Here is a 19,751-nt window from a genome sequence, read left to right on the forward strand (position 1 = left end):
TTAATTATATAAAATTCGTTTATATCTTTTTAATCAGTATAACCTTTAAATAAAACTGCTCCTAATTACTCATATAGATTTCTTGCCTGAAAAATTCGCTTACAAAAGAACAAAGAACTGAAATATGTTTTACAAAAAATTCATTCGATCGCGCAATGTGTTGGAGTTGGGGTAATATAACGCGTGAATGTGTGTTATTTGTGCAGACTTAATGTGTGGATTTTGTTTTAGTGTTTAGCGCGGAACGCGAGAGACTTTCAGGAAATATGTAAGGATAAAGGAGTTATTCTAGTATGAATACAAACGCCAGTTTATTGGTAAACACAGGAAGCGGCCCTTCTCAGGTAGTATCCCTCAACTCAGGTAAGCCCATCAAGATTAAGATTCAGCCGGGCAATAAATACCTTCTCAAGAATCAAGACGACAACTATGCGCCAGAGAACGTTACTCTGCAGCGTAATGGTGACGATTTGTATGTGATTCTGGAAGGGGATTCAGCACCTGCAATCGTTATTGAAGATTACTATGTATCCGGCGATAACACGCCGTTATTAGGTATGGCAGAGGATGGCCAGGTTTATGCCTATGTAATCACGGATGGTTCGGCTTTGGGTGATGGCTACCTGTTTAATGACGGTAGCTTTGCCCCTGCTGCTCTTGGCGGAATGCCAATGGGTGACGGTGCTTATCTGTTTGAAAATACGGAAAACAATGACTTTGGACTGTTGGCTTTATGGCCATGGTTCCTGGGCGCAGCCGTTATCGGTGGTATTGTCGGCAATGCCATTTACGAGCACAACAAAGATGACGGTTCATCATCACCAACCCCAGCTTCAGTACCAACGCTGAGCGGCGCAACGGATGCGACCGGCGATATTACCGGACCGATCTCTTACGGTTCCACCACGGATGAAAAAACACCAACTCTTTTTGGTACCGGTGACGCTGGTAACATCATCACCATTTACGATAACGGTAAAGCGATTGGCTCTGCCGTTGTGGGTGCGGATGGTAACTGGAGCTTTAAGCCAGAGACGGCATTAAGTGAAGGTTCTCACAAGATCACTGTTACTCAGACCAACCCTGAAGGCCAAACCAGCAGCCAGTCTGATGATTTCACTTTCATCGTTGATACCGTAGCGCCAAACAAACCAATGTTTGAAGCACTGGATGATGTGGGTTCTATTCAGGGTCCAATCGCGAACGGTGCAACCACTGATGATGCCCGCCCTGAGTTCACCGGCAAAGGTGAAGTAGGCAGTACCATCACGATTTTCATTGATGGTAAAGAAGCGGGTAAAACCACCGTTGGTGCAGACGGCAAATGGAGCTGGACGCCAACCGAAGATCTGGCAGACGGTCACTATCAGGTTACCGCTACGGAAACCGACAAAGCCGGTAATACCAGCGCAACTTCCCCAACCTTCGATTTTAACGTTGATACCACTGCGCCAGATAAGCCACCGCGCCTTGAAGCCTACGATAATGTAGGTGATAAGACCGGCCTGATTAACAATGGTGATATTACTGATGACGCCCAACCAGAGTTTAAAGGCTGGGGCGAAGCGGGTAACACCGTTATTATTTATAACAATGGCAACGAAATTGGTCGTACTACCGTTGGTGAAGATGGTACCTGGAGCTTTACGCCAGAGACAGCATTAAGCGAAGGTAGCCACAGCATTACTTATACTCAAACGGACAAAGCCGGCAACGTCAGCGAACCTTCTGACTCCCGCGACTTTACCGTTGATACGACAGGTGTTAATGCACCAGATTCTATCACCATCATGGATAACACCGGCGATATTACCGGTCCAATCAAGTCCGGTGATAAGACTGATGAAACCAAACCAGAATTCTCCGGTAAAGGTACACCGGACGGCATCATCACCATTTATGACAACGATCAGCCTATCGGCAGCGTGGTTGTTGGTGAAGACGGCAACTGGAGCCTGATCCCGGATGTGGCACTGGAAGAAGGTAGTCACAGCATTACCACCACGGAAACCAGCAAGTCCGGTAACGAAAGTGATCCTTCTGCACCGATTGATTTCGTGGTGGATACTACCCCTCCTTCCAAACCTGAAATCGGCAGCGTAACTGATAACACCGGTGACAAAACGGGTCCTATCAATACTGGTGAACCAACGGATGAAACCCAGCCGGAGTTCAGCGGTGAAGGCGAGCCGGGCAGCACCATCGTTATCAAAGACAAAGATGGCGAAATTATCGGCAGCTCCGTGGTGGATGAAGACGGTAAATGGACCGTGAAGCCAGAGCAGCCACTGCCAGAAGGTTCTAATGAACTGGTTATCGTCGAAATCGACGAAGCCGGTAACGAAAGTGACCCGTCCGATCCGTTTGAAGTGGTGGTGGATACCATTGCGCCAGAAAAACCAACCATTGGCGGCGTAACGGATAACACCGGCAGCATTACTGGCCCGATTAATTCAGGCGACGTAACCGATGAAACTCGTCCGGAGTTCAGCGGTGAAGGCGAACCGGGCAGCACCATTACTCTGAAAGACGAAGACGGTAATGTACTGGGTACCGCAACGGTGGACGAAGACGGTAAGTGGACCGTTCAACCAGAGCAGCCGTTAGGCGAAGGCGAACACAGTTTAGTGGTCACTGAAACCGATAAAGCGGGTAATGAAAGTGATCCGTCCGATCCAATCGACTTTGAAGTGGATACTACCGCACCGGCTAAACCGGAGTTAGGTAGTGTTATTGATAACGAAGGTGATATCACCGGCGCTATCAAACCGGGTGATGAAACTGATGATAAGACCCCGACCTTTACCGGTGAAGGCGAACCGGGTAACACCATTACCGTTAAAGATGGCGATAAAGTTATTGGTACCGCTATCGTTGATGAAAACGGTGCATGGAGCTTCACGCCAGAGACTGAACTGAGTGATGGCCCGCACAGCATCACCGTGACGGAAACTGACAAAGCGGGTAACGAAAGCGATCCGTCCGACAGCTTTGATTTCGTCGTGGATACCACCCCACCGGATGCCAAAGATCTGTCTATCACTGGCGTGATGGATAACTACGGTGAAATCACCGGCAACATCACCAACGGTGGTGCCACCGATGACAGCCGTCCGGTTATCAGCGGTACCGGTACTGAAGGCGATACCATTATTCTGTATGTGAACGACGGCACCGGTAACCATGAAATTGGTCGCGGTACGGTCGGTTCTGACGGTAAGTGGAACATTCAGCCAGAAACCCCATTACTGCCGGGCAGCAACCAGTTTACTGCGGTTGAAATGGATCCGGCCGGTAATAAAACTGACCCAAGTGACTCATACACCGTGACTCTGGACGTTTCCCGTCCAAGCGAGCCGGTGATTGTGAACGTGCTGGATAATGTGGGTGATATTATCGGTCCATTGCAAAAAGGTGATGTGACTGACGATAACAAACCAACTATCACTGGTACTGCTGAAGCAGGCTACACCATCCGTATTTACGATGGCGCCACCCTGTTAGGGACGGCAACGGCTGACAGCAAAGGTGTCTGGACATTTATTCCGGATACGGCACTGTCTGACGGCAAGCACAACATTACCGCTACCGCTACCAGCCCGGTGGGTCAAACCAGCGATAAGACCGGTATTTTCAACTTTGAAGTGGATACCAAAGCGCCTGACGCAGTGGAAAATCTGGTAGTGACCGATAACGTCGGTGATTATCAGGGGCCACTGAGCAACGGCGATACCACCGATGACAACACCCCGACCTTCAGCGGTAAAGCGGAACCGGGCAGCACCGTCACTATCTATGACGATGGTAAAGTGCTGGGTACGGCGAAAGTGGATGGCGAAGGCAAGTGGACGTTTACACCAGATTCAGCACTGACTGATGGTGATCATAACTTCACTACCACCGTGACCGACAAAGCGGGTAACGTGAATCCAAATGGTCCGGGCCTGTCTCTGACGGTTGATACCTCAAACGATCCGGTCAGCATCACCGCATTAATCGATGATGTGGGTACCGTAACCGGCAATATCACCGCTAATGGTGTGACTGACGATACTAAACCGGAAATCACCGGTCAGGGTAAACCAGGCGCAACCATCAAGGTGTACGACGGTTCAACCCTGCTGGGTGAAACCACGGTGAAAGCCAACGGTAGCTGGAGCTTCACGCCAACCACTGAACTGAAAGAAGGTGCACACAGCATTACGGTTACCATGACCGATAAAGCGGGCAACCTGACTGGTCCAACGGCAGCGTTTGACTTTACTGTTGATACCACTGCGCCAAACACACCGACCATTGATTCTGCCTTTGATGACGTAGGCAGCAAGCAAGGTTCACTGGCCAGCGGCAGTATGACTGATGACTCCACGCCAACCCTGAAAGGTACGGCAGAGAAAGGCAGTCTGGTTACTATCTATGACGGAAGTAAAGTTCTGGGTTCGGTGACAGCAGACAATATCACCGGCGAGTGGAGCTTCACACCGTCTACCCCAATCAGCGAAGGTGAGCATAAGTTCCATGTGACGGCTACCGATGCGGCGGGTAATACCAGCTCTCCATCTGCTGACTTTATCCTGACCACCGACTATACCGGTCCGGATGCCAGCAATCTGAAGATCTCTGGTGTAACGGATAACTACGGTGAAATCACCGGCAATATCGAAAACGGTAAAGCCACCGATGACAGCCGTCCAACCATTCACGGTACCGGTACCGCTGGCGACACCATCATTGTGTATGCCGAAGATGCCACCGGTAAGCATGTGATTGGTAGTACCACGGTAGGGTCTGACAATAAGTGGAGCTTACAGCCTGAATCGCCATTACTGCCGGGTGAGAACACGTTCACCGCAGTAGAAATCGATCCGGTGGGCAACTTCACCGATCCAAGCGCCGAGTACGTCGTCACGCTGGATATGTCACGTCCAACCGAGCCGGTTATCGTTAACGTGCTGGATAATGTGGGTGACATCACCGGTGCATTGCAGAAAGGCGATGTGACGGATGATACCAAACCAGTTATCACCGGTACTTCTGAAGCAGGCTATCTGGTACGTATCTATGACGGTGCAACGCTGATTGGTTCTGCCACCGCTAACGAAAAAGGCGTGTGGACGTTCGAGCCAACCACGGCACTGGCAGAGGGTATGCACAACATTACCGCTACCGCCACCAGCCCGCTGGGACAAACCAGTAAACCTACCGGTATCTTCAACTTTGAAGTGGATACCAAGGCACCTAACGCGGTTGAAAACCTGCAGGTATTCGACAACGTGGGTGATAAACAGGGTTACATTCTGGATGGCGATACCACCGATGACGCGACGCCAACCTTCAGTGGCAAAGCCGAAGCGGGCAGCACGGTTACCATCTATGACAATGGTAATGCCATTGGCTCTGCCAAAGTCGACAGTAACGGTAACTGGTCATTTACCCCGGACAGCAACCTGCCGGATGGTGAGCACACCTTTACTACCTCTGTCACTGATAAAGCTGGTAACACCAATACCGATGGCCCATCACTGACTATCACTATTGATACTACTAACGTTGTGGTCAGCATTAGTGCAATCATTGATGATGTGGGCGATAAGCAGGGCAATATCACACCAAACGGCGTGACTGACGATACCAAACCGGAAATCACCGGTGAAGGTAAAGCGGGCAGCACCGTGACCATCTATGACGGCTCTGTGAAACTGGGTGAAACCACGGTGAAAGCCGACGGCACCTGGAGCTTCACGCCATCCACCCCACTGAAAGAAGGCGCGCACAGCATCACCGTGATTGCCAAAGATCAGGCGGGTAACACCAGCGATCGTACTTCTGCGTTCGAGTTCACCGTGGATACCACTGCGCCAACCATGCCGACCATTGAGTCAGCCCAGGATGACGTGGGTACAAAACAGGGTACTCTGAACAATGGCGATAAGACCGATGACTCCACACCAAGCCTGACCGGTACTGCCGAGAAAGGCAGCGTGGTGAAGATCTATGATAATGGCGCGCTGTTAGGCTCAACAGTTGCTGACAGCACCACCGGTAAGTGGACGTTCACACCATCGACGCCAGTACCAGAAGGTGAGAACAAGTTCCATGTGACAGCGACAGATGCCGCGGGTAACACCAGCGTTCCATCTGCTGACTTCATTCTGACTACTGACTATACCCGTCCGGATCTGGACTCACTGAAGATCACCGAAGTGATCGATAACGTGGGTAAAGTCACCGGTAACGTGGAATCAGGTAAAGAAACCGACGACAACCGTCCAACCATCTGGGGTGAAGGTACCGCCGGCGACACCATTTTTGTCTACGTGAAAGACGATATGGGTGAGCGTCTGCTGGGTTCAACCACCGTGGGTAATGACGGCAAGTGGAGTCTGCGTCCGGATGTGGTTCTGAACACCGGTAAGAACGAATTTACCGCGGTAGAAATGGATCCAGTGGGTAACCAGGTTGGACCAAGCGCTGGCTATGAGATTGTGCTGGCCGGTAACCCGCCACAGCCACCAACGATTGACCGCGTGGAAGATAACGTGGGCTCTATCACTGCACCGTTGCAAAAAGGCGACGTGACCGATGACAACACGCCAACCCTGAAGGGAACCGCGGTAGCCAACGGTACCGTGACTATCTACAACAATGGTAACGTGATTGGTACGGCGAAAGTTGACGACAAAGGTAACTGGAGCTTTACCCCAGATCCTGCACTGGCGGACGGTAAGTACAATATTACTGCCGATGCGACTAACACTATCGGTCAAACCAGTGATAAGACCGGTATCTTTGACTTTACCGTTGATACCACGGCACCGGGTGCAGTCGAAAACCTGTTGATCAGCGATAACGTGGGTGCGTATCAGGGTCCGCTGAAAGACGGCGACACCACCGATGACAACACCCCGACCTTTAGCGGTAAGGCTGAAGTGGGTGGTACCGTTTCTATCTACAACGACGGTAATCTGCTGGGTACGGCGAAAGTGGATACCAATGGTAACTGGAGCTTCACCCCAAGCACACCGCTGCCGGATGGTGAGTACAAGTTTACTACCACCGTGATGGATAAAGCCGGTAACGTGGGCGATGCCAGCCCGGTTGTGAACATCACCGTCAATACTGAAGCGGTTGAAGTCAGCCTGGATAAACTGATTGATGACGTAGGCGATATCACCGGGCCGATTGCACAAAATGGCGTAACCGATGATACCCGTCCGGAAATCACCGGTACTGGTAAGCCGGGCAGCATCATCAAAGTATACGATGGTACAACTCTGCTGGGCTCCACCACGGTTAATGCGGATAAGAGCTGGAGCTTCACCCCGACCACTGATTTAGGTCAGGGCAGCCACAGCATCACCGTAACGGCCACTGATTTGTCCGGTAACACCACCGATCCAACTTCAGCATTTGTATTTACTGTTGATAACGTGGCGCCATCTGTACCAACCATTGAGTTAGCAAAAGATGACGTGGGTGCTATTCAGGGTAACCTGACTAACGGTAGTGCAACGGATGACCCAACACCAACCCTGACCGGTAAAGCCGAGAAGGGCAGCATCGTTAAAGTGTACGACGGTGGTGCACTGTTAGGTTCCGTGGTAGCAGATGAAACCACCGGCCAGTGGACCTTTACGCCAACCTCTCCATTAGTGGAAGGCGAGCATAAGTTCCATGTCACGGCGACCGATAAAGCGGGCAACGTGAGTCTGCCATCCGCTGACTTCGTGCTGACCATGGACTTTACCGGTCCGGATCCGGATGCACTGAAGATCACCGAAGTGATCGACAACGTAGGTAAAGTCACCGGTAACGTGACATCCGGCTCTGAAACCGACGATAACCGTCCAACTATCTGGGGTGAAGGTACGGCTGGCGACACCATCTTTGTCTACGTGAAAGACGATATGGGCGATCGCCTGCTGGGTTCAACCACCGTGGGTGGTGACGGCAAGTGGAGCCTGCGTCCTGATGTGGTTCTGAACACCGGTAAGAACGAGTTTACTGCGGTGGAAATGGATCCAGTGGGCAATAAGGTTGGTCCAAGCGCTGGTTATGACATCCTGCTGGCCGGTAACCCGCCACAGCCACCAACGATTGACCGCGTGGAAGATAACGTGGGCTCTATCACGGCTCCGCTGCAAAAAGGCGACGTGACCGATGACAACACGCCAACCCTGAAGGGAACCGCGGTGGCCAACGGTACGGTGACCATTTACAACAACGGTAACGTGATTGGTACGGCGAAAGTTGACGACAAAGGTAACTGGAGCTTTACCCCAGATCCTGCGCTGGCAGACGGTAAGTACAATATTACTGCCGATGCCACCAACACCGTGGGTCAGACCAGTGATAAGACCGGTGTGTTTGACTTCACCGTGGATACCACTGCACCGGGTGCGGTAGAAAACCTGCTGATCAGCGATAACGTGGGTGCGTATCAGGGACCATTGAAAGATGGCGACACCACTGATGACAACACCCCGACCTTCAGCGGCAAGGCCGAAGCGGGCAGCACCGTCTCCATCTACAACGACGGTAACCTGATTGGTACGGCGAAAGTCGGTACCGATGGTACCTGGAGCTTCACGCCAAGCACACCGCTGCCGGATGGAAGCTACAAGTTCACCACCACCGTGATGGATAAAGCGGGTAACGTGGGCGATGCCACACCGGTTGTGAACATCACCATCAACACCGAAGCGGTTGAAGTCAGCCTGGATAAACTGATTGATGACGTGGGCGATATTACCGGGCCGATTGCACAAAACGGCGTGACCGATGATACCCGTCCGGAAATCACCGGTACCGGTAAAGTAGGCAGCATCATCAAAGTATACGATGGCGCGACGCTGTTAGGTTCAACCACCGTTAATGCGGATAAGAGCTGGAGTTTCACCCCGACCACCGATTTAGGTCAGGGCAAGCACAGCATCACCGTGACGGCTACCGATCAGTCCAACAACACCACCGATCCAACCTCGGCGTTTGAGTTCACTATCGATACGGTAGCACCGACTCAGCCGACTATTGAATCGGCGAAAGATGACGTGGGTGCTATTCAGGGTAACCTGAACAATGGCGCCGCCACCGATGACCCGACGCCAACCCTGACCGGTAAAGCCGAGAAGGGCAGCATCGTTAAAGTGTACGACGGCGATGCATTGTTAGGTTCCGTAGTGGCTGACGAAACATCAGGTCAGTGGACCTTTACGCCAACCTCTCCATTAGTGGAAGGTGAGCATAAGTTCCATGTCACCTCAACGGATAAAGCGGGCAACGTGAGTCTGCCATCCGCTGACTTCGTACTGACCATGGACTTCACCGGTCCGGATCCGGACGCACTGAAGATCACTGAAGTGATCGATAACGTGGGTAAAGTCACCGGTAACGTGACATCCGGTTCTGAAACCGACGATAACCGTCCAACCATCTGGGGTGAAGGTACGGCTGGCGACACCATCTTTGTCTACGTGAAAGACGATATGGGCGATCGCCTGCTGGGCACCACCACTGTGGGTAGTGATGGCAAGTGGAGTCTGCGTCCGGATACGGCGCTGTCCACCGGTAAGAACGAATTTACTGCGGTGGAAATGGATCCGGTGGGTAACAAAGCGGGTCCAAGTGACGGCTATGACATCCTGCTGGCCGGTAACCCGCCACAGCCACCAACGATTGACCGCGTGGAAGATAACGTGGGCTCTATCACTGCGCCATTGCAGAAAGGCGACGTGACCGATGACAACACGCCAACCCTGAAGGGGACGGCGGTGGCCAACGGTACCGTGACTATCTACAACAACGGTAACGTGATTGGTACAGCGAAAGTTGATGACAAAGGTAACTGGAGCTTTACTCCAGATCCTGCGCTGGCGGACGGTAAGTACAACATTACTGCCGATGCCACCAACACCGTGGGTCAGACCAGTGATAAGACCGGTATCTTTGACTTTACCGTGGATACCACGCCTCCGGCTGCAGTCGAAAACCTGCTGATCAGCGATAACGTGGGTAACTATCAGGGTCCGTTGAAAGACGGTGATACTACCGATGACAACACCCCGACCTTCAGCGGCAAGGCCGAAGCGGGCAGCACCGTGTCTGTCTACAACGACGGCAACCTGTTAGGTACGGCGAAAGTCGGTACCGACGGTACCTGGAGCTTCACGCCAAGCACACCATTGCCGGATGGAAGCTACAAGTTCACCACCACCGTGATGGATAAAGCGGGTAACGTGGGCGATGCCACACCGGTTGTGAACATTACCGTCAACACTGAGACCGTTGAAGTCAGTCTGGATAAACTGATTGATGACGTGGGCGATATCACCGGGCCGATTGCACCAAACGGCGTAACCGACGATGCTCGTCCGGAAATCACCGGTACCGGTAAAGTGGGCAGCATCATCAAAGTATACGATGGCGCGACGCTGTTAGGTTCCACCACGGTTAATGCGGATAAGAGCTGGAGCTTTACGCCTTCTTCCGATCTGTCTCAGGGTAAGCACAGCATCACCGTGACGGCTACCGATCAGTCCAACAACACCACCGATCCAACCTCGGCGTTTGAGTTCACGGTTGATACCGTGGCACCAAATGCACCGACTATCGAGTCGGCGAAGGATGACGTGGGTGCCATTCAGGGTACGCTGACTAACGGCATGGCAACGGACGATCCAACGCCAACCCTGACCGGTAAAGCCGAGAAGGGCAGCATCGTTAAAGTGTACGACGGCGACGCGCTGTTAGGCTCGGTGGTAGCAGATGAAACCACTGGCCAGTGGACCTTTACGCCAACTTCTCCATTAGTGGAAGGTGAGCATAAGTTCCATGTCACGGCGACCGATAAAGCGGGCAACGTGAGTCTGCCATCCGCTGACTTCGTGCTGACCATGGACTTCACCGGTCCGGATCCGGATGCACTGAAGATCACTGAAGTGATCGATAACGTGGGTAAAGTCACCGGTAACGTGACATCCGGCTCTGAAACCGACGATAACCGTCCAACCATCTGGGGTGAAGGTACGGCTGGCGACACCATCTTTGTCTACGTGAAAGACGATATGGGCGATCGCCTGCTGGGCACCACCACTGTGGGTAGTGACGGCAAGTGGAGTCTGCGTCCGGATACGGCGCTGTCCACCGGTAAGAACGAATTTACCGCGGTGGAAATGGATCCGGTGGGTAACAAAGCGGGTCCAAGTGACGGCTATGACATCCTGCTGGCCGGTAACCCGCCACAGCCACCAACGATTGACCGCGTGGAAGATAACGTGGGCTCTATCACGGCTCCGCTGCAGAAAGGCGACGTCACCGATGACAACACGCCAACCCTGAAGGGGACGGCGGTGGCCAACGGTACCGTCACTATCTACAACAACGGTAACGTGATTGGTACGGCGAAAGTTGATGACAAAGGTAACTGGAGCTTTACCCCAGATCCTGCGCTGGCAGACGGTAAGTACAACATTACTGCCGATGCCACCAACACCGTGGGTCAGACCAGTGATAAGACCGGTATCTTTGACTTTACCGTGGATACCACGCCTCCGGGTGCGGTAGAGAACCTGCTGATCAGCGATAACGTGGGTAACTATCAGGGTCCGTTGAAAGACGGTGACACCACCGATGACAACACCCCGACCTTCAGCGGTAAAGCCGAAGCGGGCAGCACCGTGTCTGTCTACAACGACGGCAACCTGTTAGGTACGGCGAAAGTCGGTACCGACGGTACCTGGAGCTTCACGCCAAGCACACCGTTGCCGGATGGAAGCTACAAGTTCACCACCACCGTGATGGACAAAGCCGGTAACGTGGGTGATGCCACTCCGGTTGTGAACATCACTGTTAACACCGAAACGGTTGAAGTCAGCCTGGATAAACTGATTGACGACGTGGGCGATATCACCGGGCCGATTGCACCAAACGGCGTAACCGACGATACCCGTCCGGAAATCACCGGTACCGGTAAAGTGGGCAGCATCATCAAAGTATACGATGGCGCAACTCTGCTGGGCTCTACCACCGTTAATGCGGATAAGAGCTGGAGCTTCACCCCGACCACCGATTTGGGTCAGGGCAAGCACAGCATTACCGTAACGGCCACCGATCAGTCCAACAACACCACCGATCCAACCTCGGCGTTTGAGTTCACGGTTGATACCGTGGCCCCAACTCAGCCAACCATTGAATCGGCGAAAGATGATGTGGGCGCCATCCAGGGCACGTTAACTAACGGTATGGCAACGGATGATCCAACGCCAACCCTGACCGGTAAAGCCGAGAAGGGCAGCATCGTTAAGGTATACGATGGTGGTGCGTTGTTAGGCTCGGTGGTAGCAGATGAAACCACTGGCCAGTGGACCTTTACGCCAACCTCGCCATTAGTGGAAGGTGAGCATAAGTTCCATGTCACCTCAACGGATAAAGCGGGCAACGTGAGTCTGCCATCCGCTGACTTCGTGTTGAATATGGACTTCACCGGTCCGGATCCGGACGCACTGAAGATCACCGAAGTGATCGATAACGTGGGTAAAGTCACCGGTAACGTGACATCCGGCTCTGAAACCGACGATAACCGTCCAACCATCTGGGGTGAAGGTACGGCTGGCGACACCATCTTTGTCTACGTGAAAGACGATATGGGCGATCGCCTGCTGGGCACCACCACTGTAGGTAGTGATGGCAAGTGGAGTCTGCGTCCGGATACGGCGCTGTCCACCGGTAAGAACGAATTTACCGCAGTGGAAATGGATCCGGTGGGTAACAAAGCGGGTCCAAGTGACGGCTATGACATCCTGCTGGCCGGTAACCCGCCACAGCCACCAACGATTGACCGCGTGGAAGATAACGTGGGCTCTATCACTGTGCCATTGCAGAAAGGCGACGTGACCGATGACAACACGCCAACCCTGAAGGGGACGGCAGTGGCCAACGGTACCGTCACTATCTACAACAACGATGTGGCGATTGGTACGGCGAAAGTTGACGACAAAGGTAACTGGAGCTTTACTCCAGATCCTGCGCTGGTGGACGGTAAGTACAATATTACTGCCGATGCCACCAACACCGTGGGTCAGACCAGTGATAAGACCGGTATCTTTGACTTTACCGTGGATACCACGCCTCCGGGTGCGGTAGAGAACCTGCTGATCAGCGATAACGTGGGTAACTATCAGGGTCCGTTGAAAGACGGTGACACCACCGATGACAACACCCCGACCTTCAGCGGTAAAGCCGAAGCGGGCAGCACCGTGTCTGTCTACAACGACGGCAACCTGTTAGGTACGGCGAAAGTCGGTACCGACGGTACCTGGAGCTTCACGCCAAGCACACCGTTGCCGGATGGAAGCTACAAGTTCACCACCACCGTGATGGACAAAGCCGGTAACGTGGGTGATGCCACTCCGGTTGTGAACATCACTGTTAACACCGAAACGGTTGAAGTCAGCCTGGATAAACTGATTGACGACGTGGGCGATATCACCGGGCCGATTGCACCAAACGGCGTAACCGACGATACCCGTCCGGAAATCACCGGTACCGGTAAAGTGGGCAGCATCATCAAAGTATACGATGGCGCAACTCTGCTGGGCTCTACCACCGTTAATGCGGATAAGAGCTGGAGCTTCACCCCGACCACCGATTTGGGTCAGGGCAAGCACAGCATTACCGTGACGGCTACCGATCAGTCCAACAACACCACCGATCCAACCTCGGCATTTGAGTTCACGGTTGATAACGTGGCTCCGACTCAACCAACCATTGAATCGGCGAAAGATGACGTGGGCTCCGTTCAGGGTACGCTGACAAACGGTATGGCAACGGATGACCCGACGCCAACCCTGACCGGTAAAGCCGAGAAGGGCAGCACCGTTAAGGTGTACGACGGCGAAACGCTGTTAGGCTCTGTGGTGGCTGATGAAACCACTGGCCAGTGGACCTTTACGCCAACCTCGCCATTAGTGGAAGGTGAGCATAAGTTCCATGTTACGGCGACCGATAAAGCGGGCAACGTGAGCATGCCATCCGCTGACTTCGTGCTGGAAATGGACTTTACTGGTCCGGATCTCAGCAAGCTGAAGATCACCGGCGTGGACGATCAGGTAGGTAACGTAACGGGCAACGTTGACGACGGTGACTTCACCGACGACAGTCGTCCAACCATCAGCGGTACCGGTACGGCGGGTGACACGATTTATATCTATGTCTCCCATGAGTCAGGTGCCAATGTGCTGTTGGGTACAGCGATTGTTAAGGGCGATGAAACCTGGACCTTCCGTCCGGAGAATGCGCTGGCAGAGGGTAGCAATAAGTTCACTGCTTACGAACGCGATCCGGTCGGCAACGAAGTGGGACCAAGTAACGATTACACCGTGACATTGGATGGTACTCCGTCAGTTGCTCCAACGCTGGATAGGGTTATCGATGATGTAGGTACAGTAACGGGCGAGCTGAAGAGCGGCGACGTGACTGACGATACCAAACCAACCTTTGAAGGTAAGGCATCGGCAGGCAGCACCATTCATGTGTACGACGGCACCACACTGTTGGGTACAGCTAAGGCTGACAGCAATGGTGACTGGACGTTTGAACCATCAACGGCGCTGAAAGACGGTACGCACGACATCACCTTTACCGCGACTTCACCAATTGGTCAGGTGAGCGATCCAAGCGATGTGTTTGTCATTGAAGTGGATACTAAGGCACCGTCTCCGGTAGAAAGCCTGCTGATCACTGATAACGTCGGCGATTATCAGGGTGAGCTGAAAAATGGCGATACCACTGATGATGCAACACCAACCTTCAGCGGTCAGGCAGAAGCGGGCAGCATTGTCACCATCTACAACGATGGCGTGGCGATTGGTTCAGCCAAAGTGGGTGATAACGGAAGCTGGACATTTACTCCGACTACCGATCTGCCGGATGGTAACTACAAGTTCACCACCACGGTTACCGATAAAGCGGGTAACCAGGGTGCGTCAACACCAGTGGTTAACATCACCATTGATACCAGTACGCTGTCCGTCAAGATCGATAACCTGATCGATGACGTAGGTACGGTAACCGGCGATATTCTGCCAAACGGCATTACTGATGACCTGCGTCCGGAAATCGTGGGTACGGTCAGCAAGCCAGGCAGTATTGTTACTGTGTATATCGATGGAGTGAATCAGGGTACGGCCACGGTGAAAGCCGACGGCACCTGGAGCTTTACGCCAACTACTGACCTGGGTCAGGGTGAGCATAAAGTGACGGTGACGGCGAAGGATACATCAGGCAACGTGACTGACATGAGTCCGGAATTTATCTTTACTATCGATAATATTCCACCGACTCTGCCAACCATTGATAAAGCCGTGGATAACTTCGGCGATGTCACCGGTGATATGAACTCAGGTGCGTTTACTGATGATAAGACCCCAACCCTGCACGGTACCGGCGAGAAGGGCAGCTTAATCACCATCTATGATGAGAATGATCAAGTGCTGGGTAGTGTATTGGTTAACGATCAAGGTAAGTGGAGCTACGAGTTACCAGAGCAGGCCGAAGGTCGTCATGACTACTACGTCATTTCATCTGATAAAGCGGGTAACGCCAGTGCGCCATCTGCTGATTTCATCCTGAATATTGACGGTACCCCACCAGTTGCAGCGGTGGTAATTGAAGGATACCACGATGATGTTGGCACCAATAAGGGGCTGATACTGGGTAGTGGTACCTCCACCGATGATACCTCTCCGATATTGAAAGGTACCTGGAGTGGCGACCTTGACAGTACCGATGTCATCCAGATTTATCAGAATGGCATTCTACTGGGCATCGCAACGGTCGATCTGGTTAATCGTTCATGGACATTTGCGGTAAGCGGGCTGGTTAATACCAACACCTATACCTTTACTGCCGTTGCCGTTGACGTTGCCGGAAACAAAGCCACCATTTCACCGGACTTCTTGTTGACTATCGATTTGGATCCGCCAACGCAGACCATTGATATTCTCAATTACACCGATGATGTTGGTCTGTCACAAGGTAAGTTTGGTACCAATACGACAACAGACGACCGTACTCCAACGCTGAACGGAACCATCAGTGCTCCTCTGGAGGCAGGTGATGAAGTACGTATTTACGATGTTGCTACCGGTTTAATGCTGGGTACGGCAACAGTACATGCGGACAACGTTTCTTGGAGTTTCGATCCATCTGCGTTGAAAGATGATATGACCTATACCTTCCGTGCTGTTGTGGCGGATAAGGCGGGTAACGAAGGGACTGTGTCCAATAACTTCGTAATATCAATTGACCTGACGGTGGTAATTAACGTTCAGGATACGCTGGATACCACACCAATTATCACGGGTTCTACCGGCTTTGATATTCTGCCGGGCGAATACCTTGAAGTAACGGTGAACGGTAAGAAATACAGCTCGCAGAACGGTAGCGTGGTGATCGATTTCCGTAATAACACATGGTATGTCCAGATCCCGGACAGCGATGCGTTACCTATCGGAAAATATGACGTGAAAGCGGTGCTATATGATGTTTATGGTGCCAGCATCACTAATGACGATACGCTCAATGAGCTTACCGTATCGCCAACATCTACCGTTACGGTAGGTGCGGGTGGCGGCGATCCGAACCAGAAGGGTACTGCGGTTACGCTGAGTGAAAATGGTACATGGAGAATCCATAGTAACCAGGCCATGCTGGAGTCGAAGGCAACTTCGTCATCAACGCTGGGTGATTTCACTACGACGAAACTGGTCAGTAACACCGGTACCGGGTACGACGCGAATAACTACGTACAGAACGCTACCTTTATGGACTATAACCGTGATGGTCTGATGGATCTGTTTGCTATAGATAGTAACTATAACGACGGTCAGCAGATGTTCTACTACAACGGTTCTACCTATGTAGCATACCAGGTGGGGGCAAACACCAACACGTCTCAGTCCGGCGACTTTGCCGGTGATGCGGGTACTGATGGCAGTGCCAACACCTGGAGCTGGTACGGCGGGATTATCGCTATCGATAAAGACGGCGACGGTTATGTTGATATGATCAACGGTGACCAGACGCCTAACGATAGTGCTATTCGTGGTGGTTATGGTTCGCAGATCGTACTGAATAATGACGGTACGATCACCGGTATGAGCAAAGATGGTACGTTCGCAACGGACTATGCGGCCAACGCTTCGCACCAACCAATCGGGCTGGATCAGTCACAACCTGATATGGAACTGTCCGGTGTGGACATCAACAACGATGGTATCGTTGACTTTGTAATGCACAGTCAGAACATCGTTGCGGATGGCTCACGTATTGATAAGGACGGGGCAACCAATAGTTCAGCTGCACGGAGTACCGATCAGGCCCGTCTGGTGGTGGTTAACGGCACCAACAACGGAAACTGGAAGGTCAATCAGATCGTTGAGAACGTGTTCCAGCGCGGCTCGGATGATGACCCGAATATCGGTAACGGTGTTGCCATGACCTGGGGCGACTTTAACGGCGACGGCATGATGGACTTGTTCCTGGGCCGTGGAAGTGCCAGCACCACTAACTCCGGTGCTGCTTCTGGCACCAACGCAGCACAGCACGCCAGTCGGATCTACTTTAACGACGGAACCGGCAAACTGGTGTTCGATGACCCGAACAACGACGGTATTTGTAACCCAACCGCCGCAGGAATGTATACCTTTAATGACGACACCCTTGCGGGTGGTGCATCTCTTGCGCTGGACTGGAACCACGACGGTAAGATGGACGTTATCGAACTGCCGGGCATGGGTAACACCGGCGGTATGTCGAACGCCAGAGCGTCCGGACCGGTTAACCTGTACACCAATACAACAACCGGTAGCACGGTGAGCTTTGACACCACGAATCTGCTTACCCAAGTGGGTAAAACGACGATTGGTGGCACGAGCACCTCGCAGCAAGTCACTGGTGCTATCGCCATTGATATTGACTGGGACGGCGACCGTGACCTGTTAGTGTTCACTAACGGTGGTGTTACTACCTACATTGAGAACAAAAATGATGTTGGTTACGGCACGGCTATCCACCTGCGTATTCTGGATGCGGGCGGTATTAACTCCCTGTATGGCAATACGGTACAGCTGATTGATGAGGCCACAGGCCAAGTGGTTTCCACTCAAATCATCAACCCGCAGTCCGGCAACCAGACCAACGACAGTACGGCGATTGTTGACTTCTATAACCTGGATGCCAGCAAGTCATACAGTGCAGTCATCCTGCGTTCAGAGAAGGGGGCAGTCGCCAACGTGGGTGGTGTGGCCAGTGTGGACAGCACCACCGTTCAGAACGTCAACAAGGCATGGGCTGGGTTGAAGGCAGAAGAGGCTAACCATGCCTATGTGCTGACTACCGAGTCTGAAACCAACGTTGCGAACGCCAGCGCCAACGGCGGCACCAACAAGACGGGTATTGTGGGAACCGGCTACAACGATACATTCTTTGCCACTCAGGGTAATGATTTGTATAACGGCGCGGGCGGTACCACGGAGATATCCGGCGTTAAGTCCTGGAGTGATACTGGCGGTCTGGACATCGTTGACTACAAACTGGCAGGTAATACAGCACTGACCATCGATCTGAGCAAGACGACTATGCAGAATACCGGTTTCGGTAATGCACAGTTTGTGAATATCGAAGGGATCGCTGGCGGTGGCGGTAACGACACCTTTACCAGTGGTACAGCAGCGCATAACTACTTTGAAGGTCGCGGTGGCGATGACACCTTCCATCTTGGTAGTAATGGTCAGGATACGCTGATGTATAAGTCGCTGAGCTTATCAGCCAATAATGGTGGCAACGGTCGCGATACGGTCTATAACTTCGCGATTGGTACGGTGGAAGCAACACCAAATGCTGACATTATTGACGTAAGTGACATGTTGGTTGGTTACATCGCGGATGCTGACGGTGCGGCTCACTATATTAATGGTGTTGCAACCATTGATGCCGGTGACCGGATTACTCAGTACCTCTCTGTGTCCTACAGCGGTAATGACACTATTCTGTCTATTGACCGTGATGGTGATGGCTCAGCTTATAGCAGTACCGAGTTGCTGACATTGAAAGATACCAAAGCAACTCTGGAAGAGCTGTTAGCGAACCACCAGATAGTCATCGACGATGGAAAAGTGTCTGCGACAACCAGCGACTTCCAGGCCATCACGCAAATGTTTAGTGTGGGTGACGACATTATGTTCGGTACCGAGCGCGAAGACATTCTGCTGGGCGGTCTGGGCGACGACACCTTTATCGGCATCGGTAAAGGGGATCAGGTATCGGGTGGTGACGGTAACGACATCATTAAGATTATCTCTACAGACTTCGCTCATATTTCCGGTGATGAGGGTATCGACACCCTGATCCTGGATACCACCGGCGAACTGTTAGACCTGAGTGCGTTGAAAGACAAGCTGAGCTCAGTGGAGATCTTCGATATGGGCAACGGTGGCAACACCATGAACGTATCGCTGGAAGATGTCCTGCGCCTGGGATCAGAAGAACTGGCAATTAACAGTGGCAATAAAGCGATTGTGGTCAACGGCGAAGCCGGCAGTACCCTGCAGTTAGAGGGTACTGATGGTCAGTGGACCATGTCGCAAAGCAATTACCAGTATCAAGGTAACACTTATAACGTCTGGACTATGGGCGCCTCAGGAATTGAGGTGCTGGTCGAGAATACGGTGAACCCGGTCATCCTGTAATGGCTT

1 protein-coding gene is annotated in these 19,751 nt (G+C 52.4%); it reads left to right on the top strand.

Going from position 1 to position 19,751, the window contains the following annotated elements:
* Positions 1–293: 293 nt before the first annotated feature.
* Positions 294–19,745 carry an Ig-like domain-containing protein gene (locus EKN56_RS00055; RefSeq protein WP_130589941.1) on the top strand — a complete coding sequence of 6,484 codons (19,452 nt, stop codon included), beginning with the start codon at positions 294–296 and terminating at the stop codon, positions 19,743–19,745.
* The last annotated feature ends 6 nt before the right edge of the window (positions 19,746–19,751 follow it).

The sequence above is a fragment of the Limnobaculum zhutongyuii genome, from assembly GCF_004295645.1.
GTDB lineage: Bacteria > Pseudomonadota > Gammaproteobacteria > Enterobacterales > Enterobacteriaceae > Limnobaculum > Limnobaculum zhutongyuii.